Genomic DNA, 19,944 nt, shown 5'->3' on the forward strand with positions numbered 1-19,944 from the left:
GTGCGGCTCCGCCGCGCGGGCGCGGCCGGCCCCGCCGCCGCGGCAGCTCCACGACGACCCGCGCCCGGCGCGTAGCACGGCTCAGCGCCGCGTCACCGTGCCGTCCACGGCGAACAACTGCTCCTCCACATGGTCCAGAGCCAGGCGCAGCGCCCCCGTGGCGACGGCCGCCTCGCCCAGCACGGACAACGCCACCCTGGGCGGCCGCAGGCAGTAGCGGGCCAGTTCCCGCCGCAGCGGCTCCAGGACGCCGTCCAGGCCCGCCGCCCAGCCCCCGATCACGACCAGCTCCGGATCGAGCGCCAGCACCAGCGCGGCGACATCGTGCACGAGCCGCTGGATGAACCGTTCGACGGCCGCCCGGGCCCGCTGGTCGCCCTTGCGGGCCAACGCGAACACCTCGGCGACCGCCTGCTCGTCCAGCGGGTGCAGCGGCTCGTCGGTGGTCGACAGCAGCGCCTCCGGCGTCGCCTCCCGGCCCAGCAGGTGCAGCGCGCCGATCTCCCCGGCCGCCCCGCCGTAACCCCGGTGCAGCCGCCCGCCGATCAGTGAGCCGGCCCCCGGGCTCAGCCCGGCCAGGACGAAGACCACGTCGTCCGTCCCGGTCGCCGCGCCCTTCCAGTGCTCGGCGACGGCCGCCGCGTTGGCGTCGTTCTCCACCAGCACCGGACAGCGGAAGGAACGGCTCAGCCGCTCCCCGAGCCGCAGCCCCGTCCACTGCGGCAGGGCCGTGCTCAGCCGAACCGTGCCGTCCGCCTCCACGATGCCCGGCGTGCCCACGCCCACCGCCCGCAGCGAACTGCGCGCCACCCCGGCCCGGCGCAGCAGTTCGGCGACCGCGCCGCGCAGCCGGTCCAGCCGCTCGTCCGCCGGCGCCGTCTCGTCGACCTCCTTGGCCTGTGCGCCCAGCACCCGCCCGTCCAGGTCGGACAGCAGCGCGGCGACCCGGTGCGGCCCGATCTCCAGGCCCAGCAGGTGTCCCGCCTCGGCCCGGAACCGGAACCGCCGGGCGGGCCGCCCCTGGCGGCGGGCACCGCCGTCGTCGGCCGCGGCCTCCACCACGAGCCCGCCCTCGACGAGCCCCTCCACGACGCCCTCGACGGTCGGCCGGGACAGTCCGGTGACGCGGGTGATCTCGGTGAAGGTCGCGCAGTCCGTGGCACGCAGCGCGTGCAGCACCACCGCGGAATTGATCCTTCGCAGCAGCGAGGGATCGCCGCCGGTCAGCTGCCCCACCGTCCGTCCTCCCAGCTTGCGGGCGTGTTGGCCGGATCGTACTCGGCCCGGCGCAGCCCGGCGAGCGGGTTCCGCCCACGGGCCGGGCCCTTCGGTCACCCTGGTGCCACGAAACCGGACTCGTAGGCCGCGATCACCGCCTGGGTGCGGTCCCGCGCACCGAGCTTGGCCAGGACGGCGCTCACATGCGACTTGACCGTCTCCGCGCCCACCACCAGCCGGCCGGCGATCTCGGCGTTCGACAGTCCCCGGGCCATCAGCCGCAGCACCTCCGCCTCCCGGTCGGTCAGCCGGGCCCGCTCCAGCACGGCCCGCGCCGGCCGGCCGCCGTCGCCGTACCGGGCGGCGAGCCGCCGTACCGACGCCGGGAACAGCAGCGACTCGCCCTCCGCGACCAGCCGCACCGCGTGCACGATCTCGGCCGGGCGGGCCCGCTTCAGCAGGAACCCGTCGGCGCCCGCGCGCAGCGCCTCGTAGACGTACTCGTCGTCCTCGAAAGTGGTGACCACGAGGACCTTCGGCGGCTCCGGCACCGTGCGCAGCACCGCGCGGGTGGCCTCGATCCCGTCCATCAGCGGCATCCGTACGTCCATCGCGACCACGTCCGGCCGCAGTCGCCGCACCAGCGGGACGACCGCCGCGCCGTCGGCCGCCTCGCCCACCACCTCGATGTCGGGCTGTGCCGCGAGCACGGCCCGCAGACCCGCGCGGACCAGGGGTTCGTCGTCGACGAGGAGTACGGTGACCGGCATCCGGCCAGCGTAGATCAGCAGGCGGGCAGCTCCGCGCGCACCTGCCAGTCACCCTCGTCCGGGCCGGTGCGCGCGGTGCCGCCGAGCAGCGCCGCCCGCTCCCGTATGCCGCGCAGGCCGCTGCCCCGCCCGGGGCCGGGTACCGCCCCCGGCAGCGGATTGCGGACCTCCAGGACGAGTCTCCCGTCGGCGACCGTGACCCGGACCCGGACCGGGACGGCCCCCGCGTGCCGCAGCACATTGGTGAGCGCCTCCTGGAGGATCCGGTAGCCCTCGCGGGACACCGGCCCCGGCACGGCCTCGACCGTGCCCGTCACCTCGGCGTCGACCTCGGCGCCGGAGGTCCGCGCCGACTCCAGCAGCCGGCCGGCGTCGGCCAGCGTGGGCCGTGCGCCCACCGGCCGTTCGGACTCCCGCAGCACGCCCAGCACCCGCTCCAGGTCCTCCAGCGCGGCCCGGCCGGTCTCCTCCACGGCGGCCAGCGCCCGGTCGGTGAACTCCGGATCACCGGCCGCGCGCGCGGCACCGGCCTGCACCACCGCCACCGTCAGGGCGTGCCCGATCGAGTCGTGCAACTCCCGCGCGATCCGGGTGCGCTCCAGCAGGTGCTCGGTGCGCTCCTCCAGCGCGGCCAGCCGCTCGGCCGCCGACGGCCCCAGCAGCCGGCGCGCGGCGGCGGTGAGCAGCGCGCCGAGCCCGACGACCACCCCGTACAGAGCGAGCAGCGGCAGCGGCGCCAGCAGCGCCCAGGCGGGATGCGGGGGCAACCGGTCCAGCAGCGGCACCCCGGGAGACGTCCCGGCCCAGGCGCACCGGGCCAGTGCGAAGCAGGTGACGGGCAGCCACACCGAGGCGAACGCGATCGCGCCGCCGAGCAGCATGCGCAGCTCCAGCCACAGCACCGTACGCAGCCGGTCCCGCCAGGCCGCCGCCGGCGTCTCGCAGATGCCGGGGTCCGGCTCGCCGGGCGTGAGCAGCAGCCGCGCCTGCACCCCCTCGCCCCGCCGCACCGCGGGCACCAGGCCGAGCGGGGCGAGCAGCAGCGCCGGCACCCACGGGACCGACGGGACGACGAGGAGCCAGACGCCGACCGCCAGCATCGGCACCCACAGGTGCAGCAGGCGCGTGTACGTCGTCCCGCTCAGCAGCGGGCGCAGAAAGCGGGGCATGACCTCATCGTCGCAGGCGGCACCGGCAACGGACCTCCCCCGCGCGGGGGAGACGCTCCCCACCGGCGGGGGATGATCCGACTCGGCCGTACGGCCAGGCTGTTGCCATGACCAGCATCGACGTACGAGACCTCACCAAGGAGTACGGCGGCCGGCGGGCCGTGGACCGGCTCACCTTCCGCGTGCGGCCCGGCCGGGTCACCGGGTTCCTCGGCCCCAACGGCGCCGGCAAGTCCACCACCTTCCGCCTCGTCCTCGGCCTGGACCGGCCCACCGCGGGCACCGCCACCGTCGGCGGCCACGTCTACGCCGGGCTCCGCGACCCCCTGCGCCGGGTGGGAGCCCTGCTCGACGCCCGCGCCGCGCACGGCTCCCGCACCGCCCGCGACCACCTGTGGGCCCTCGCCGCGAGCAACCGCATCCCGGCCCGCCGGGTCGACACCGTCCTGGAGGAGACGGGCCTCGCCGCCGTGGCCCGGCGCCGGGTACGGACGTACTCCCTCGGCATGCGCCAGCGGCTCGGCATCGCCGCCGCCCTGCTCGGCGACCCCGAGGTCGTCCTGCTCGACGAACCCGCCAACGGCCTCGACCCCGAAGGCATCGTGTGGATCCGCACCCTGCTGCGCCGGCTCGCCGCCGAGGGCCGCACGGTCCTGGTCTCCAGCCATCTGATGGGCGAGACCGCCGCCTTCGCCGACCACCTGCTGATCCTCGGCCGGGGCCGCCTGCTCGCCGACACCCCGGTGAGGGACTTCATCCACGCGCGCGTACGGCCCCACGTCCGCATCCGCACCACCGATCCCGCCGCCCTCGGCGACCTCCTCGCCCGGCACGGCCACGACGCCTCCCGGGACGAGGACGGGACCTGGACCGTACGGCACGCGCGCGTGGACGACCTGGGCCGGCTGATGTCCGAGGCGGGCGTCCCCGTCCTGGAACTCGCCGCCCGTGAGGCCACCCTGGAGGAGGCCTACCTCGATCTGACCGCGGCCGAGGCCGAGTTCACCGCACCACGCCAGGAGGCCTGACCATGCCCTTCGCACCCGTGCTGCACGCCGAGTGGATCAAGATCCGTACCCTGCGCTCCCTGCTGGGCGCCCTCGCCGCGGTCCTCGTCTGCACCGCCGCGTTCTCGGCGCTCGCCGCGGCCGACGCCGACGACTCCGACCCGCTGTACTCGGTGTTCTTCGGCGTCAACTTCGGCCAGATCGCCGCGATCGCCTTCGGTACGACGGCCGTCTCGGCGGAGTTCCGGGGCGGCGCGCTGCGGCTGACGCTCGCGGCGGTGCCCGACCGGGGGCGCTGGTTCGCCGCGAAGGCGACGGCGATCGCCCTGCCGGTGCTGGCCGTCGGGCTGCTCACGGGGTTCGTCACGCTCCTGACGGGCCGGGCGGTGCTCCGCGAGTCCGCGCCCGGCTGGGCCGGGGGAGTGCGCGGCGCGGTCGGCTGCGGTGTGCACCTGACGCTGATGGCCCTGTTCGCCGCCGGCCTCGCCACGGTCCTGCGCAGCGGCGTGGCCACCCTCTCCGTGCTGATCCCGTTCCTCCTGATCGTCTCCTTCGTCGTCGGCGACCTGGCGGGCGGAGCAGCCGACTTCCTCCCCGACCGGGCCGGTCAGGTCGCGCTGCACAGCACCTGGGACGGCACCCTCGGCCCGTGGACCGGCCTCGCGGTGACCGCGCTGTGGACGGCGGCGGCCCTGCTGGCGGGCGCGTGGAGCCTACGGCGCCGGGACGCCTGACACCGGGGGAGGGGCGGTCTGACGCGCCGCCAATTGTCAGTGGGGCCCGCTTTACTGGACGGCATGGACATCGCGCAGTGCCTGACTCTCATCGACCTGCTGTGCGCCCGGGAGTTCCCGGCCGTGCACGGCAGGACGGAGCACGGCGAGAGCGGGCCCGGCTACCACATAGCCGCTTTACAGACGAGCGAGGAGTTCTGGGACGGTGACGGCAGCGCCCGGGAGGAGACCGCCGCGCAGTACGAGGCCGACCGGGACGGCCTCGCCCGGCGGCTCGGCGACCGCTGGGGCCCGCCGCACCACGTCAGTCTGTACAGCGTGCTCGACCGGACCCTGGCGGGCGAGGACGTCCCCGAGCCCTGGGCCGGCCTGAGCGGCCACGTCCCGGACGTCCACCTGTGGCAACTGCCGCGGACGGACCGCTGGCTCGCCCTCGGCGTCTCCCAGTGGGACAAGGAGCTGCCGTTCCAACTGCTCGGCATAGTGACGGAGACCGACCCGCCCTGACCCGGCGGGAGCCGTGGTGGCCGCTGCGCGCGGGACCGGCGTCAGCCGGGCAGGTGGTCGTCGACGCCCGCTGCCTGACGCAGCCGGGCGTACTCCTGGGCCATCGTCGTCGCGGTCCAGTGGGCGTTCAGGCCACTGGGGTTGGGCAGGACCCAGATGCGGGTGTCGCCGATCGTGCGCTGCTGGGGGCCGACCCGGGCGGTGCGGTCGGCGAAGGCGGCGCGGTAGGCGGTCACGCCGACCACGGCCAGCCACCTCGGCTTCAGACGCGTCACCTTGGTGGTCAGCAGCCGGCCGCCCTCGGCGTACTCCTCGGCGGTCAGCTCGTCCGCCCGTGCGGTGGGCCGGGCGACCACGTTGGTGATGCCGAGGCCGTAGGAGAGCAGCTCCCGCTGTTCGGCCGGCCGCAGCAGCCGCGGGGTGAAGCCGGACAGGTGCAGCACCGGCCAGAACCGGTTGCCGGGGCGGGCGAAATGGTGGCCGGTCGCGGCGGTCGTCAGACCGGGGTTGATGCCGCAGAACAGTACCTGGAGGCCGTCCGCGACCACGTCCGGGACGAGGCGGTCGCGGGCGGCCTCCAGTTCCGCCCGGGTGAGGCGGGGAGTGCGCGGTGCCCGGGTCAGAGGATCGCTCCGGGGGTGTACCCGGCGGCCTCCGGGTGCTGCTTGACGATCTCCTCGATGCGGGCGACGACCACGCCGACCTGGGCGGCGGCGGCACCCGTGAAGGACAGCTTGTCGGCCATCAGCGCGCCCAGCCGGTCACGGTCCAGCGGCAGCCGCTCGTCGGCGGCGAGCTTGTCGAGCAGGTCGTTGCGCTCGGCACCCTGCTCGCGCATCGCGAGCGCGGTCGCCACGGCGTTCTCCTTGATCGCCTCGTGCGCGACCTCGCGGCCGACCCCGGCCCGCACGGCGCCCATGAGCACCTTGGTGGTGGCGAGGAAGGGGAGGTAGCGGTCCAGCTCGCGGGCGACGACGGCCGGGAAGGCACCGAACTCGTCGAGGACCGTCAGGAAGGTCTCCAGCAGGCCGTCCAGCGCGAAGAAGGCGTCCGGCAGGGCCACCCGGCGCACCACCGAGCAGGACACGTCGCCCTCGTTCCACTGGTCGCCCGCCAGCTCGCCCGTCATCGAGGCGTAGCCGCGCAGGATGACCATCAGGCCGTTGACGCGCTCGCAGGAGCGGGTGTTCATCTTGTGCGGCATCGCCGAGGAGCCGACCTGGCCCGGCTTGAAGCCCTCGGTGACCAGCTCGTGCCCGGCCATCAGCCGGATCGTCTTGGCCAGCGAGGAGGGCGCCGCCGCGAGCTGCACCAGCGCGGTGACGACCTCGTAGTCCAGCGAGCGCGGGTAGACCTGGCCGACGGAGGTGAAGGCCTGCGAGAAGCCGAGGTGCCCCGCGATCCGGTTCTCCAGCTCGGCGAGCTTGCCGGCGTCCCCGCCCAGCAGGTCGAGCATGTCCTGCGCGGTGCCGACCGGGCCCTTGATGCCCCGCAGCGGGTAGCGGCCGAGCAGCTCCTCGACGCGGCCGTGGGCCACCAGCAGCTCGTCGGCGGCGGTCGCGAAACGCTTGCCGAGGGTGGTGGCCTGCGCGGCCACGTTGTGCGAGCGGCCGGCCATGACCAGCTCGGCGTACTCGCCCGCGAGCTTGCCCAGACGGGCCAGCACGGCCACCGTGCGGTCGCGCATCAGCTCCAGCGAGAGCCGGATCTGCAGCTGCTCGACGTTCTCCGTGAGGTCACGGGAGGTCATGCCCTTGTGCACGTGCTCGTGCCCGGCGAGGTCGTTGAACTCCTCGATCCGCGCCTTCACGTCGTGCCGGGTGACCTTCTCGCGCTCGGCGATCGAGGCCAGGTCGACGGTGTCGAGCACGCGCTCGTAGTCGGCGATCGCCTCGTCCGGGACCTCGATGCCGAGGTCCTTCTGGGCCCGCAGCACGGCGAGCCAGAGCTGCCGCTCCAGCTTCACCTTCTGCTCGGGGGACCAGAGCGTGGCGAGCTCGGTGGAGGCGTAGCGTCCGGCGAGGACGTTGGGGATGCGGGGCTTGGCGGGCGCAGAAGTCACGTGTCCAGATTCTACTGGCGGTTCGTGCAGGCCAACGCCATGGGTGCGTTCGGCAAAAGCTACGAGAGCCGCGTCACGCCGTGGGCCCCCGCTCCGGACGCGAGCGCGCCCGGACGGCTAGGCCAGGTCCTCGTACGGCAGGAGGTCCGGGCGCTTCGCCGGGCGGCCGTCGCCCGAGGAGCGGCCGGTCAGGCGGCGGCCTATCCAGGGGAGCAGGTGCTGCCGGGCGAAGCGCGCGTCGGCGACTCGCCGCGCCAGCCAGCCCGGCGGGAGCGTCGCCGGCATCGGCAGGTGCCAGTCGGTGTCCTCCGGCTCGTACCCGAGTGCCTGCCACACCGCCTCGGCGACCCGGCGGTGCCCCTCCGCCGTCAGGTGCAGCCGGTCCACGTCCCACAGCCGCGGGTCGGCCAGCGCGGGCGCCCCGTACAGATCGACCACGACGGCGCCGTGCCGGGCGGCCAGCTCGTCCACGCAGGCGACCAGCTCCTCCATGCGCGGCCGGAACCGCTCCAGCACCGGGCCCTGCCGGCCGGGGCTGTGCATCAGCACCAGCTGCTTGCAGGAGGGCGCCAGCCGTTCCACGGCCTCGGTGAGCAGCCCCCGGACCCGGCCCATGTCGCACTTGGGGCGCAGGGTGTCGTTGAGGCCGCCGACCAGGGTGACGACGTCGGCCTTCATGGCCGCGGCCACGTCCACCTGCTCGTCGACGATCTGCCCGATCAGCTTGCCGCGCACGGCGAGGTTGGCGTACCGGAAGCCGGGCGTACGGGCGGCCATCCGCGCGGCGAGCACATCGGCCCAGCCCCGGTAGGAGCCGTCGGGCAGCAGGTCCGACATGCCCTCGGTGAAGGAGTCGCCGACCGCGACCAGGCTGGTGTGGGCGGGAGGTGTGGGATTCGTCTGCATGGCGACAGAGATGGTATCCCGAGGCCAATACCAGCCGGTCGGTCAGCCCCGGGATCCTGGGGCTGACCGACCGCGCTCAGCTCTGGGCCGGCTGGCCGAACAGCTGGCGCAGCACGTCCTCCATCGTCACCAGGCCCGCCAGCCGGCCGTCGTCGCCGAGCACGGCGGCCAGATGGGTGCGGCTGCGGCGCATCGCGGTGAGGACGTCGTCCAGCGGCGTGCTCTCGCGGACGCGCGCGATGGGGCGCATGTCCCGCAGCCGGAACGCCACGTCCCGCGGGGACGCGTCGAGCGCGTCCTTGACGTGCAGGTAGCCCACGATCCGGCGGCCGGTGTCGACCACCGGGAACCGGGAGAAGCCCGACTCGGCCGACAGCCGCTCCAGCTGCTCCGGGGTGACGCCCACGCGCGCGTAGACGACGCGCTCCAGCGGTACGACGACGTCCCGCACCGGCCGGCTGCCCAGCTCCAGGGCGTCGTGCAGCCGCTCCTGCGCCCGGTCGTCGATCAGGCCCGCCTCGCTGGCGTCCTTGACGATCTCGGCCAGCTCGGTGTCCGTGAAGGTCGCCGCGACCTCGTCCTTCGCCTCCACCCGCAGCAGTTTCAGCAGTCCGTTCGCGAAGGCGTTGATCGTGAAGATCACCGGCCGCAGCGCCCGGGCGAGCGCCACCAGCGGCGGGCCGAGCAGCAACGCGCTGCGCACCGGTTCGGCGAGCGAGATGTTCTTCGGGACCATCTCGCCGAGCAGCATGTGCAGATAGGTGGCGAGGGTCAGCGCGATCACGAAGGACACGGCGTGCCCGGCGCTCACCGGCACGCCCAGCGCGTGGAACACCGGCTCCAGCAGATGCGCGATCGCCGGCTCGGCGACCACACCCAGCACCAGCGTGCACAGCGTGATGCCGAGCTGGGCGGCGGCCAGCAGCGCGGAGACGTGCTCCAGACCCCACAGCACGCTCCGCGCGCGCCGGTCGCCCTCCTGGGCCAGCGGCTCGATCTGCGAGCGGCGCACGGAGATCAGCGCGAACTCGGCGCCCACGAAGAAGGCGTTGACGACGAGGGTCGCCAGGCCGATCAGCAGCTGTACGGCGGTCATCGCGTGCCCTCCCGCGTCCCGTGGGTCCCACCCGTGCCCTGCGTGCGCTCGTCGTCCAGCGGTGCGTGCAGCAGCACCCGCGCGGCCCGGCGGCCCGAGGCGTCGACCACGTCCAGCCGCCAGCCGGCCACCTCGACGCTGTCCCCGGCGGCGGGTATCCGGCCCAGCTCGGCGGCGACCAGTCCGGCCAGTGTCTCGTACGGCCCCTCGGGCACGCGCAGTCCCACGCGGGCGAGCTGGTCGGTGCGGGCGGAGCCGTCCGCCGCGTACAGGGCCCGCCCCTGCTCGTCCGCGCCGGCGGGCGCGAGATCGGGCGTCTCGTGCGGGTCGTGCTCGTCCCGCACCTCGCCGACGACCTCCTCCACGATGTCCTCCAGGGTGACCACACCGGCCGTACCGCCGTACTCGTCGATGACGACGGCCATGGTGTGCCGGCCGCCGAGCCGGTCCAGCAGCCGGTCGACGGTCAGGGACTCGGGCACCAGCAGCGGCTCGCGCATGATCTGCGCGACCGTGCGGTGGCGCCGCTGGTCCGCGGGGACGGCCAGCACGTCCTTGATGTGGGCGGTGCCGACGACGGAGTCCAGGCTGCCCCGGTAGACGGGGAACCGGCTCAGTCCGGTCGCCCGGGTCGCGTTGGCCACGTCCTCGCAGGTCGCCTGGGTGTCCAGGGCGATGACCTGGACGCGCGGGGTCATCACGTTCTCGGCGGTGAGGTCGGCCAGGTTCAGCGTCCGCACGAACAGTTCGGCGGTGTCCGGCTCCAGCGCGCCCTTCCTGGCGGAGTGCCGGGCGAGCGCGGCCAGCTCCTGCGGCCCGCGCGCGGAGGCCAGCTCCTCGGCGGGTTCGATGCCGAGCCGGCGGACGAACCGGTTGGCGGTGTTGTTCAGGTGGGTGATGAAGGGCCGGAAGGCCGCGCTGAACCAGCGCTGGGCGCTGCCCACCCGCTTGGCCATGGCCAGCGGCGAGGAGATCGCCCAGTTCTTCGGCACCAGCTCGCCGACGACCATCAGGAACACCGTCGACAGGGCCGTGCCCAGCACCAGCGCGACGGAATGCGCCGTGGTCCGGGACAGGCCCAGCGCCGTGAACGGCCCGGCGAGCAGCTTGGCGACCGACGGCTCGGCGAGCATGCCGACCACCAGGTTGGTCACGGTGATGCCGAGCTGGGCGCCGGACAGCTGGAAGGTCAGGTTCCGTACGGCCTTCAGGGCGCCCGCGGCGCCGCGCTCGCCGCGCGCGGCGGCCCGCTCCAGCTCGCCGCGTGCCACCGTGGTCAGCGAGAACTCGGCCGCCACGAAGGCGCCGCAGGCCAGCGACAGCAGGATCGCCACCAGGAGGAGGAGCACTTCGGTCATCGGGTCACCCCCGTCCCATGCTCGGACAGGGTGGCGCGGAACGCGCGGTGTCGCGTACTGGGAGGCTCGCCCATGGGCGGACGCTCACAACCTTTCATAGAGGGCCGAGTGCTCCCTCAAGGGTAAAGGATGAGCAAAAAAGCCGTCCCGGGGTCCCGTGCCGGTCGCCGGTCTCAGTGCGTGAGCGGCTTCACCCAGCGCCGCCACCGCTCCTCCGGCCCGTATCCGGCGGCGCGCCAGGCGTGCTGCGCGGTCTCGTTGCGGACCAGCACCATCGCGTCCGCGCGCCGCCCGCCCAGCCGTTCGAAGCGCTCCTCGGCGGCGGCCGGCAGCGCCGAGCCGATGCCCTGCCGCCGCCGCTCCGGGTGCACCGCGAGCCGGTACAGATGGCACCGCCAGCCGCCCACCAGCTCGCCGTCCAGCTCGGCCAGCACGAGCGCCTCCGGGTCCCGGCCGACGAGCCGCTCCACACCGGCGCGGTCGTCACTGATGCTCGTCCCCTCGGCGGCCGTCCGCCAGAAGGCGAGGACGGAGTCGAGATCCTCGGGCGCGGCGGCGCGCACACGCAGACCGGTCATGCGGCCATCGTGATCGCCACCGCCCGGGCACCACCCGGAATTCCGCCATGCGGACGGTCCGCTCCCGCACGGCGTCCGGCGGGTTCACTCGTGGGCGATCGCCGCCAGCACGTTCATCCGGGACGCCCGCAGCGCCGGCAGCAGGGCCGCCACCACGCCGACCAGCGCCGAGCCGATCACCACCGCCACGATCGTGCCCCACGGGATCGCCAGCGCCGGCAGCCCGCGCAGGGCCAGCACCCGCTGCATGCACACCCCCCACACCAGCCCCAGGCCCAGCCCCAGGACCGCCCCGAACACCGCGATCACCACCGACTCCAGCCGGATCATCCGGCGCACCTGCCGCCGCCCCAGACCGATCGCCCGCAGCAGCCCGATCTCCCGGGTCCGCTCCACCACCGACAGGGCGAGCGTGTTGACCACGCCCAGCACGGCGATGACGATCGCCAGCCCGAGCAGCGCGTACACCAGGTACAGCAGCACGGCGATCTGGTCGTGGACCAGGTCCTTGTAGTCGGCCTGGTCGCGCACCCGGACCTGCGGGAAGGAGCGGAGCGCCCGCTCCAGGCGGGGCCGCAGGTGAGCCGGGTCGGTGCCGGGGGCCGCGTTGACGTAGACCGCGGCGTCCTGCCCGTTCGGCACGTACCTCTCCAGGGTCGCCAGGCCGAGGAAGAGGCCGCCCTGGCCGCCGAAGCCGTCGGCGGCCTCCTGGTCCGTCAGCGCCCCGACGGTCAGCTCCGTCCGGCGCCCGCCCGGGAACTCGACCGGCAGCACACTGCCGACCCGCACCCCGTGGTCCCGCGCGTAGCCGGCGTCCAGGGCGAGGTGCCCGTCGGCAAGGGCGGCCGCCGAGCCGCCCCGCGTGTACGTGATGTGCGCGACGTCGTCGAGCCGCGGGCCGTACCCGGTGGCGGACGTCGTCACCCGCCGGCCGTCCGGCAGGCGCACGGCGATCGGGGTGAGCCGCTGCCGTACGACGAGCCCCACCCCCGGTGTCGCGGCCGTCCGGTCCGCGACCTGCCGGGTGAACGGCAGGAAGTTGGCGTTCTGGACGACGAAGTCGGCGCCCAGCGTGCGGTCGATCTGCCGGTCGAACGACGCGGACATCGAGGCGCTCGCCACTGACATCCCGCCGACCAGGGCCAGGCCCACCATCAGCGCGGCGGCCGTGGCACCGGTCCGGCGCGGATTGCGCAACGCGTTGCGCAGGCTCATCCGCCCGACCGGGCCGAACAGCGCCGGGAAGGTCGCCCCCAGCACCCGGATCACCGGCCGCACCAGCAGCGGGCCGGCCACCACGGTCGCGATCAGCGTCAGCACCACACCGGCACCCAGCAGCGAGGCGGCCCGCCCGGTCCGGGTCGCCGTCGCGCACCCGGCCAGCGCCGCCGCGCCGGCCGCCCCGGCCACCGCCCCGGCGATCGCCCGCGCCCGCAACGGCCGGTCCGCACCCGCCGCGTCGGCGAACCCGTCGCCGGCGAGCGCCGCCATCGGCGAGACGGCCGCGGCGCGCCGCGCGGGCAGGTACGCGGCCACGAAGGTCACGCCCAGGCCGACGGCATAGGCCACGGCCGGCGTCCCCCAGCCGATCACCAGCTCCGCGGCCCGCAGGTTCATCCCGAACGCGCTCATCAGCCGGATCAGCCCGAACGCCAGCCCGATCCCGGCGCCCAGCCCGAGCGTCGAGCCGGCCAGCCCCAGCAGCAGCGCCTCGGTGAGTACCGAGCGCCGCACCTGGCGCCGGTCCGCGCCCAGCGCCCGCAGCAGGCCCAGTTCCCGGGTGCGCTGGGCGATCAGCATGGAGAAGGTGTTGACGATCAGGAACACGCCGACCAGCAGGGCGACACCGGCGAAGCCCAGCATCACGTACTTGACCACGTCCAGGAAGCTGCCGAGCGCTGCCGCGGCCGACTCGGCCTGCTCACCGGCGGTCTTCACGTCGTACGCGCGGATGCCGGCCACCGCGCCGATCCGGCGCTTGAGCTCCGTGTCGGACACGCCCGGTGCCGCGTCCGCGGCGATGCCGGTCGCCCGCGCGGACGAGCCGAGCAACTCCCGGCCGGCCGCCGCCGGGTCGAGGTAGAGCAGGGCCGCGCCCGGATTGGTCGTGGTGAAGGCGGCGATGCCGACGACCCGGACCCGGAAGGTGCCCGGCTGCGCCTGCACGGTCAGGGTGTCCCCGATCCGCACGTGCCTCCGGCCGGCCGTGTCCGCGTCCAGCAGCGCCTCGCCGCTCCCGCGCGGCGCGTGACCGGAGGTCAGCCGCACCGGGCTGCGGCCGGTGGGGTACCAGGCGGCGGCGACGGTCGGGGCGCCGGTGGTCGGGCCGACCGACCGGTTGCGGCGGTCGACCACCACCACGTTCCGCACCGACACCAGCGCACGGGCCGCCGCCACCCCGTCCACCCCGGCCACCCGGTCCCGCAGTGCGGCCGGCACGGTCTGCACCGCGCCGCTCGCCCGCGCCGACCGCAGGTCCTGCCGGGGCTGGACCGTCACATCGGCGGCGGTGGAGGCGAACAGCCGGTCGAAGGTACGGGTGACGGTGTCGGAGAAGATCAGGCTGCCCGCGACGAACGCCACGGACAGCAGCACGGCCAGCGCGGACAGCGCCAGCCGCCCCTTGTGCGCCAGGAAGCTCCTCAGGGTCGCCTTGAGCACCGGGTCAGTCCTCCTCGGCGGTGCGGCCGTCGCGGGCCCGGCTCCGGACCACGCCGTGTCCGGCGGTGCGGGGACTCCCGCCGGGCAGGACACGCATCCGCTCCAGCACGGCCTCCGCCGTCGGCGCGGGCATATCGTCCACGATCCGCCCGTCGGCGAGGAAGAGCACCAGGTCGGAGTGGGCGGCGGCGCCGGGATCGTGCGTCACCATGACGACGGTCTGCCCGAGGTCGTCCACGGCACCGCGCAGGAAGCCCAGCACCTCCAGGCCGGCCCGCGAGTCCAGGTTGCCGGTCGGCTCGTCGGCGAAGATCAGCTCCGGCCGGGAGGCCAGCGCCCGGGCGCAGGCCACCCGCTGCTGCTGGCCCCCGGAGAGCTGGGCCGGGCGGTGCGTCAGGCGGTCCCGCAGCCCGAGCGTGCCGACGACCTGGTCCAGCCACCCCGGGTCGGGCTTCCGGCCGGCGATGTCCATCGGCAGGGTGATGTTCTCGGCCGCGGTCAGTGTCGGGATGAGGTTGAACGACTGGAACACGAACCCGACCCGGTCCCGTCGCAGCCGGGTCAGCTCCCGCTCCCGCAGCCCCGTGATCTCGGTGCCGCCGAGCCAGATCCGGCCGGCCGAGACGGTGTCGAGGCCCGCGAGGCAGTGCATGAGCGTGGACTTCCCGGACCCCGACGGGCCCATCACGGCGGTGAACCGGCCGCGGGCGATGTCCACGTCCACCGCGTCCAGGGCGAGCACAGCCGTCTCACCGGAGCCGTACGCCTTCGTCAGCCCGCGCGAGCGGGCCGCGACCCCGCCGTCCGGCGTGCGGCCGGGTGCGTGCTGCGCAGCAGGTGTCGACAAGACAGCCTCCCCGTCGCCGGAACCGCCTCCACGGGCGGGCGTACGGTTCCGCCCGGCCCGGGCGGGCGTACACCACCGCCCGTCCCGGGCGAGCGTAAGGGACGCGGGGGCCCGGCGCAGCGCTTCCGTGCGCCCTTGCCCGCGCTAGCACGCCGGCGCTAGCGTCGAGGCATGGCGAAGACCCAGCTGAACGTGCGCGTGGACGAGGACACCGCCCGCGCGGCGCGCGAGCGCGCCCAGGCACGCGGGATGAGCGTCAACCGCTACATCGAAGAGCTGGTCAGACAGGACGCCGGCGAGGCGGGCCGGGCGTTCGTGGAGGCCGCCGCCGACTTCATGAAGAGCTACGAGTCCGTGTTCGCCGAGGAGTTCGCCGAGACCCGCGGCACCGACGCCGGCGAAGGCGGCCGCTGATCCGTTGAACGAGCTCGGTATCGATCTGGCCTGGCTCCTCATGCTCGCCGAACAGCGGACCCCGGGGGACCCCCAGGTCACCGACTGGGGCGCCCTGGTGGCCGCCGTCGCCCGGCACCGGGCCGAGATATTCGGCGTGCCCGTCTACGACACCCCGCACGCCCGCGCCGCCTCCCTGCTCCAGCTGCTGATCCACGTCCCCGCGCTGGAGCGCTCCAACGCCCTGTTCGCCTCGGCGGTCGCGTACGCCTACCTGGTCGCCAGCGGCGAGAAGGTCGCCATCACCGCCGAACAGGTCCGGGACCTCGCCCGGCTGGTCAAGGACGGCGCGGCGAGCGTCGACGACATCGCGCGGGAACTGCGCGGCTGGAGCATCTGATCAGCGGGCGTCCGGTTCGTCCGGCCGCCAGGCCACACCGAGCGAGCAGTACGACGTCGGCAGAGCCGGACCCTTGTCCGGCAGCAGCACCCGCCGGTGCGGGCCGAGGCGGAACCCGGCGGCGCGCAGCGCGGCGACCGGCTCCCGGGACAGGTGGCAGCCGCCGTTCAGAACCGGCCACAGGGTGCGGTCCAGGGCCCGCTGGGTCAGCGTCATCATCCGGCCGCCGCCCCGCCCGTGCTCGAAGAACCGCAGCTCGCCGCCGGGCCGGAGCACCCGCCGTACCTCGCCGAGCGCCCGCTCGGCATCCCGCACGCTGCACAGGACCAGCGACAGCACGGCCGCGTCGAACGCCTCGCTCTTGACCGGCAGGGCCTCCGCGGCGCCCGGCACCACGTCGACCGGCACCTCGGCGCGCAGCGCGGCCTCCAGCGCCAGCTGCCTGAGCCGCGGCTCCGGCTCGATCGCGACGACCTCCGCGACCGTGCCCGGATAGTGCCGGAAGTTCAGCCCGTTGCCCGCGCCGATCTCGATCACCCGCCCGGACAGCCCGGCGAGCAGCCGCTCGCGCACCCCGGCCATCCCGAACCGGGACTCGGCGCTCACGCTGATCCGGGCGTAGTAGCGGGCGAACAGCGGATGGTGGACGGGACTGCGCGCAACCTGACCGGAGCGGGCGGACAGCAGCCGCATGGCAACCTCCCTGGACAGCACGGTCCTGGGGAGAGTGTCCCCCGGGACACGCCCACCCATCCCCCCCGAACGCCTCTACGCCCGGCCGCGCATCCGGCGCCCGCCACTGCCGCCCCACCCGGCACGGCCGCCCGTCGCCCCGCGGAAACCCCGGGACGCCCCCCGGGCGCCGTACCGGTCCGCCCGTTACGGTGCCTGCCGGACCCGGAAGGCCTCCGCGTCCCAGGTGCCGTCCAGCCGGGGGGCCAGCCAGCCCGGTGCCGCCGTGCGGAACTCCGCGGGGGGCAGGGTCCCGGCGCCGGCGGGCAGCGCGCCCAGCAGCGGGGCGCCGGCGACCTCCGGCAGGTCGGCCACGTTGCAGCGGGTGGCCAGATCGGGCGCGTCGGGCCAGCTGCCGATCACCAGCCCGGCGCACTCCAGTTCCCGGCGGCGCAGTTCGCGGGCCGTCAGCTCCGTGACGTTCAGCGTGCCGAGCCCGGCCTGCGCGACGACCAGCACCGGCGCGTCCAGCAGCCGGGCCACGTCGGCCAGCGTCCCGCCCGCCGCGTCGAACCGGACGAGCAGCCCGCCCGCCCCCTCGACCAGCACCAGATCGTGCTCGGTGGCCAGCTTGGCGGCCCGCTCTGCCACCTCGTGCGGGTGCACCGGCGCCATCCCGGCCCGCCGGGCCGCCGTACCCGGCGCCAACGGCTCGGGGAACCGCGCGAGTTCGGTGGCCGTGACCGGACCGGCGAGCCGCGCGACCTCGTCGGCGTCCCCGCGCTCGTCCGGCCGTACGCCCGTCTGGGCGGCCTTCACCACGGCCACCGAGCGCCCGGCCGCGAGCGCCGCGGCGGCGACGGCGGCCGTGGTGACGGTCTTGCCGACCTCCGTGCCCGTCCCCGTGATCACCAGTACCGGCATGTCATCCCTCCCGCGCCGCGGCGCACACCGCGCGCGCGATCCGTGCCACGTCCTCGTCCGAGGTGACGTACGGCGGCATCGTGTAGATCAGGTCGCGGAACGGGCGCAGCCACACGCCCTCCCGCACGGCTGCGTCGGTCGCGGCCCGCATGTCCACCGGATGGTCGAGCTGGACCACCCCGATGGCCCCGAGGACGCGGACGTCGCGTACTCCGGGGAGCTCACCGGCGGGAGCCAGGCCCTCGCGCAGGCCCGTCTCGATCCGCTCGACCTCGGCGCGCCAGTCCTGCCCGAGGAGCAGCTCGATGGAGGCGCAGGCCACGGCCGCCGCCAGCGGGTTGCCCATGAACGTGGGGCCGTGCGCGAGCACCGGCACCTCGCCCCGCGAGATGCCGTCGGCGACCCGCGCGGTGCACAAGGTGGCCGCCATCGTCAGATAGCCGCCGGTCAGCGCCTTGCCCACGCACATCACGTCCGGGCTGACGGCCGCGTGCTCCGCCGCGAACAGCGCGCCGGTGCGGCCGAACCCGGTGGCGATCTCGTCGAACACCAGCAGCACGTCGTGCGCGTCGCACGCCTCGCGCAGCACCCGCAGATAGGCGGGGGAGTGGAAGCGCATGCCGCCGGCGCCCTGCACCACCGGCTCCACGATCACCGCGGCCAGCTCGTCCGCGTGCCGCCCGATCAGCTCGCGCAGATGCTCCGCGTAGGACTCCTCGTACGCGGCGGGCGGCGCGTCCGCGAACACCTGGCGCGGCAGTACACCGGACCACAGCTCGTGCATCCCGCCCTGCGGGTCGCACACCGACATCGGCTGCCAGGTGTCGCCGTGGTAGCCGCCCCGCCAGGTCAGCATCCGCTGCTTCTCCGGCCGGCCGAGCGAACGCCAGTACTGCAGGCACATCTTCACGGCGACCTCGACCGACACCGACCCCGAGTCGGCCAGGAACACATGCTCCAGGCCGTCGGGCGACAAGTCGACAAGGTGCTTCGCGAGCCGGACGGCGGGCTCGTGCGTGAGCCCGCCGAACATGACATGGCTCATCCGCCCCACCTGTGCGCGGACGGCCTCGTCGAGCACCGGGTGGCCGTAGCCGTGGATGGCCGACCACCACGACGACATGCCGTCGACCAGTTCGCCGGAGCCGTCGGCCAGCCGGAGCCGGACCCCGCTCGCCGACTCCACGACGAGCGGTTCCACGCGCCCGGGCATCGGACCGTACGGATGCCACACATGCCGCCGGTCCAGCTCCAGCAGCTCCGGCACACCGAGGTCAGGCATTGGGCGCGAGGTCCGTTCCGGCACCCCGGCGGCGGACCGCGACCAGATCGGTGCGCGGCTCGGCGGCCGTGGCGACGGCCGCCGTACCGCAGACGCCGCCGCCCTCGTGCGAACCGCAGGCGCCACCTTCGTGCGAGCCGCAGCCCGCGCCCTCGTGCGAGCCGCAGCCCGCCTCGGCGTGCGACCCGCAGCCGCCTCCGACGGCCGCCGCCCGGTGCTCCGGCAGCGTCACCTCGCCGGCGCCCTCCACCTCGAAGCCGGCGTCCGCGATCATCTCCAGGTCGGCCTTGCCGGCCTGGCCCTCGCTGGTCAGGTAGTCGCCGAGGAAGATGGAGTTGGCCAGGTGCAGCGCCAGGGGCTGCACCGTGCGCAGGTGGACCTCGCGGCCGCCCGCGATGCGGACCTCCACGTCCGGGCAGACGAACCGGACCATCGCCAGGATGCGCAGGCAGCGCTGCGGGGTGAGGTTCCACTCCTTGGCCAGCGGGGTGCCCTCGAACGGGATCAGGAAGTTCACCGGCACCGAGTCCGGGTCCAGCTCACGCAGCGAGAACACCACGTCGACCAGGTCCTCGTCGGTCTCGCCCATGCCCGCGATCAGACCCGAACAGGCGGACAGACCGGCCGCGTGCGCCTTCTGCACCGTGTCCACCCGGTCGGCGTACGTGTGGGTGGTCGTGATGTCCCCGTACGTCCCCTCGGACGTGTTGAGGTTGTGGTTGTAGGCGTCCGCGCCGGCCTCGCGCAGCCGTTCGGCCTGGCCGTCGGAGAGCAGGCCGAGGCAGGCGCACACCTCGACCTCCTCGTTCTGCTCCTTGATGGCCTTGATGGTCTGCGAGACCCGGTCCACGTCCCGGTCCGTCGGACCGCGCCCGCTGGCCACCAGGCAGACGCGCTTGGCGCCGCCCGCGAGACCCGCGGCGGCGGCCTGGGAGGCCTCGTCCGGCTTGAGCCAGGTGTACTTCAGGATGTCGGCCTTGGAGCCCAGCCGCTGGGAGCAGTACGAGCAGTCCTCGGGGCACAGGCCCGACTTGAGGTTGACCAGATAGTTGAGTTTCACCCGGCGCCCGAACCAGTGCCGGCGCACCTTGCCGGCCGCGGCCACCACGTCGAGCAGGTCGTCATCGGAGGTGGCCAGTACGGCGAGCGCTTCCTCGCGGGTCGGCAGCTCGCGCCGAAGCCCCTTGTCCACCAGCGTGTTCAGCAGGTCCATGAGCCCTGATCCTGTCCTAAGGAACCGTCCCTGGCCAAGGAGACTTCGTACAACGGAGCCGGTTCACCGTGTGGGTATTGCCACACCCTGGGTGACTGGTCGTACCGCTAGGGTCTGTCCGCTACCTACAAAAGCACCGGAGGACCC

The 19,944-nt window shown here is 74.6% G+C and carries 20 protein-coding genes; 5 read left to right on the forward strand and 15 right to left on the reverse strand.

Annotated elements, in window-relative coordinates; all coding sequences use genetic code 11:
* Positions 1-81: 81 nt before the first annotated feature.
* From IG05_RS0106200 to IG05_RS0106210, 3 genes are all read right to left on the reverse strand, one after another.
* Positions 82-1,236, reverse strand: coding sequence for an ROK family transcriptional regulator (locus tag IG05_RS0106200; protein ID WP_030339908.1), 1,155 nt, complete (start codon positions 1,234-1,236; stop codon positions 82-84).
* 95 nt (positions 1,237-1,331) lie between these two features.
* The gene (locus tag IG05_RS0106205) at positions 1,332-1,988 is read right to left on the reverse strand and encodes a response regulator transcription factor (RefSeq protein WP_030339910.1); all 657 of its coding nucleotides are present in this window, start codon (positions 1,986-1,988) and stop codon (positions 1,332-1,334) included.
* A 14-nt stretch (positions 1,989-2,002) separates the two neighbouring features.
* Positions 2,003-3,157 carry a sensor histidine kinase gene (locus tag IG05_RS0106210; protein WP_030339912.1) on the reverse strand — a complete coding sequence of 385 codons (1,155 nt, stop codon included), beginning with the start codon at positions 3,155-3,157 and terminating at the stop codon, positions 2,003-2,005.
* Positions 3,158-3,264: 107 nt separating this feature from the next.
* Here IG05_RS0106210 and IG05_RS0106215 point away from each other — a divergent pair, with 107 nt between their 5' ends.
* The 3 genes from IG05_RS0106215 to IG05_RS0106225 all read left to right on the forward strand — a co-directional run bounded on the left by IG05_RS0106215 (position 3,265) and on the right by IG05_RS0106225 (position 5,405).
* Entirely contained in the window at positions 3,265-4,185 is a 921-nt protein-coding gene (locus IG05_RS0106215) for an ATP-binding cassette domain-containing protein (RefSeq protein ID WP_030339914.1), read from the forward strand.
* 2 nt (positions 4,186-4,187) lie between these two features.
* The gene (locus IG05_RS0106220; protein WP_030339916.1) at positions 4,188-4,898 is read left to right on the forward strand and encodes an ABC transporter permease; all 711 of its coding nucleotides are present in this window, start codon (positions 4,188-4,190) and stop codon (positions 4,896-4,898) included.
* Positions 4,899-4,961: 63 nt separating this feature from the next.
* Positions 4,962-5,405, forward strand: a complete 444-nt coding sequence (locus IG05_RS0106225; RefSeq protein WP_030339918.1) for a hypothetical protein — start codon at positions 4,962-4,964, stop codon at positions 5,403-5,405.
* A gap of 41 nt (positions 5,406-5,446) precedes the next feature.
* Here IG05_RS0106225 and mug read toward each other — a convergent pair whose 3' ends face one another.
* The 8 genes from mug to IG05_RS0106265 all read right to left on the reverse strand — a co-directional run bounded on the left by mug (position 5,447) and on the right by IG05_RS0106265 (position 14,913).
* Positions 5,447-5,953 carry a G/U mismatch-specific DNA glycosylase gene (gene mug / locus IG05_RS0106230; protein WP_030339920.1) on the reverse strand — a complete coding sequence of 169 codons (507 nt, stop codon included), beginning with the start codon at positions 5,951-5,953 and terminating at the stop codon, positions 5,447-5,449.
* Positions 5,954-6,024: 71 nt separating this feature from the next.
* Complete coding sequence (gene purB / locus IG05_RS0106235) at positions 6,025-7,467, reverse strand: adenylosuccinate lyase (RefSeq protein ID WP_030339922.1); 1,443 nt, start codon at positions 7,465-7,467, stop codon at positions 6,025-6,027.
* Between the two features lie 117 nt (positions 7,468-7,584).
* Positions 7,585-8,373: an SGNH/GDSL hydrolase family protein gene (locus tag IG05_RS0106240; RefSeq protein WP_030339924.1), complete on the reverse strand. Its 789-nt coding sequence runs from the start codon at positions 8,371-8,373 to the stop codon at positions 7,585-7,587.
* A gap of 76 nt (positions 8,374-8,449) precedes the next feature.
* On the reverse strand, positions 8,450-9,469 hold the full coding sequence (locus IG05_RS0106245) for a hemolysin family protein (RefSeq protein ID WP_030339926.1): 1,020 nt from the start codon (positions 9,467-9,469) through the stop codon (positions 8,450-8,452).
* A complete protein-coding gene (locus IG05_RS0106250; protein WP_030339928.1) occupies positions 9,466-10,827 on the reverse strand; it encodes a hemolysin family protein in 1,362 nt (453 codons plus the stop codon). The genes IG05_RS0106245 and IG05_RS0106250 overlap by 4 nt, the downstream gene beginning before the upstream one ends.
* Before the next feature lie 173 nt (positions 10,828-11,000).
* On the reverse strand, positions 11,001-11,405 hold the full coding sequence (locus tag IG05_RS0106255) for a GNAT family N-acetyltransferase (protein ID WP_030339930.1): 405 nt from the start codon (positions 11,403-11,405) through the stop codon (positions 11,001-11,003).
* Positions 11,406-11,489: 84 nt separating this feature from the next.
* Entirely contained in the window at positions 11,490-14,066 is a 2,577-nt protein-coding gene (locus IG05_RS0106260) for an FtsX-like permease family protein (protein WP_030339931.1), read from the reverse strand.
* A gap of 4 nt (positions 14,067-14,070) precedes the next feature.
* Positions 14,071-14,913, reverse strand: a complete 843-nt coding sequence (locus IG05_RS0106265) for an ABC transporter ATP-binding protein (RefSeq protein ID WP_051789544.1) — start codon at positions 14,911-14,913, stop codon at positions 14,071-14,073.
* Between the two features lie 171 nt (positions 14,914-15,084).
* Here IG05_RS0106265 and IG05_RS0106270 point away from each other — a divergent pair, with 171 nt between their 5' ends.
* Positions 15,085-15,327, forward strand: coding sequence for a toxin-antitoxin system HicB family antitoxin (locus IG05_RS0106270; RefSeq protein WP_030339935.1), 243 nt, complete (start codon positions 15,085-15,087; stop codon positions 15,325-15,327).
* 4 nt (positions 15,328-15,331) lie between these two features.
* Entirely contained in the window at positions 15,332-15,706 is a 375-nt protein-coding gene (locus IG05_RS0106275) for a hypothetical protein (protein ID WP_030339937.1), read from the forward strand.
* Here IG05_RS0106275 and IG05_RS0106280 read toward each other — a convergent pair whose 3' ends face one another.
* The 4 genes from IG05_RS0106280 to bioB all read right to left on the reverse strand — a co-directional run bounded on the left by IG05_RS0106280 (position 15,707) and on the right by bioB (position 19,797).
* Positions 15,707-16,399, reverse strand: a complete 693-nt coding sequence (locus IG05_RS0106280; protein WP_030339938.1) for a class I SAM-dependent methyltransferase — start codon at positions 16,397-16,399, stop codon at positions 15,707-15,709.
* A gap of 186 nt (positions 16,400-16,585) precedes the next feature.
* Positions 16,586-17,302: a dethiobiotin synthase gene (bioD, locus tag IG05_RS0106285; RefSeq protein WP_030339940.1), complete on the reverse strand. Its 717-nt coding sequence runs from the start codon at positions 17,300-17,302 to the stop codon at positions 16,586-16,588.
* 1 nt (position 17,303) lies between these two features.
* On the reverse strand, positions 17,304-18,584 hold the full coding sequence (locus IG05_RS0106290; RefSeq protein WP_030339941.1) for an adenosylmethionine--8-amino-7-oxononanoate transaminase: 1,281 nt from the start codon (positions 18,582-18,584) through the stop codon (positions 17,304-17,306).
* A complete protein-coding gene (bioB, locus tag IG05_RS0106295; RefSeq protein ID WP_030339943.1) occupies positions 18,577-19,797 on the reverse strand; it encodes a biotin synthase BioB in 1,221 nt (406 codons plus the stop codon). Before bioB ends, IG05_RS0106290 begins: the two co-directional genes overlap by 8 nt.
* Positions 19,798-19,944 lie beyond the last annotated feature (147 nt).

Origin of the sequence: Streptomyces sp. NRRL S-1022 (assembly GCF_000720135.1) — a bacterium.
Classification (GTDB): Bacteria; Actinomycetota; Actinomycetes; order Streptomycetales; family Streptomycetaceae; genus Streptomyces.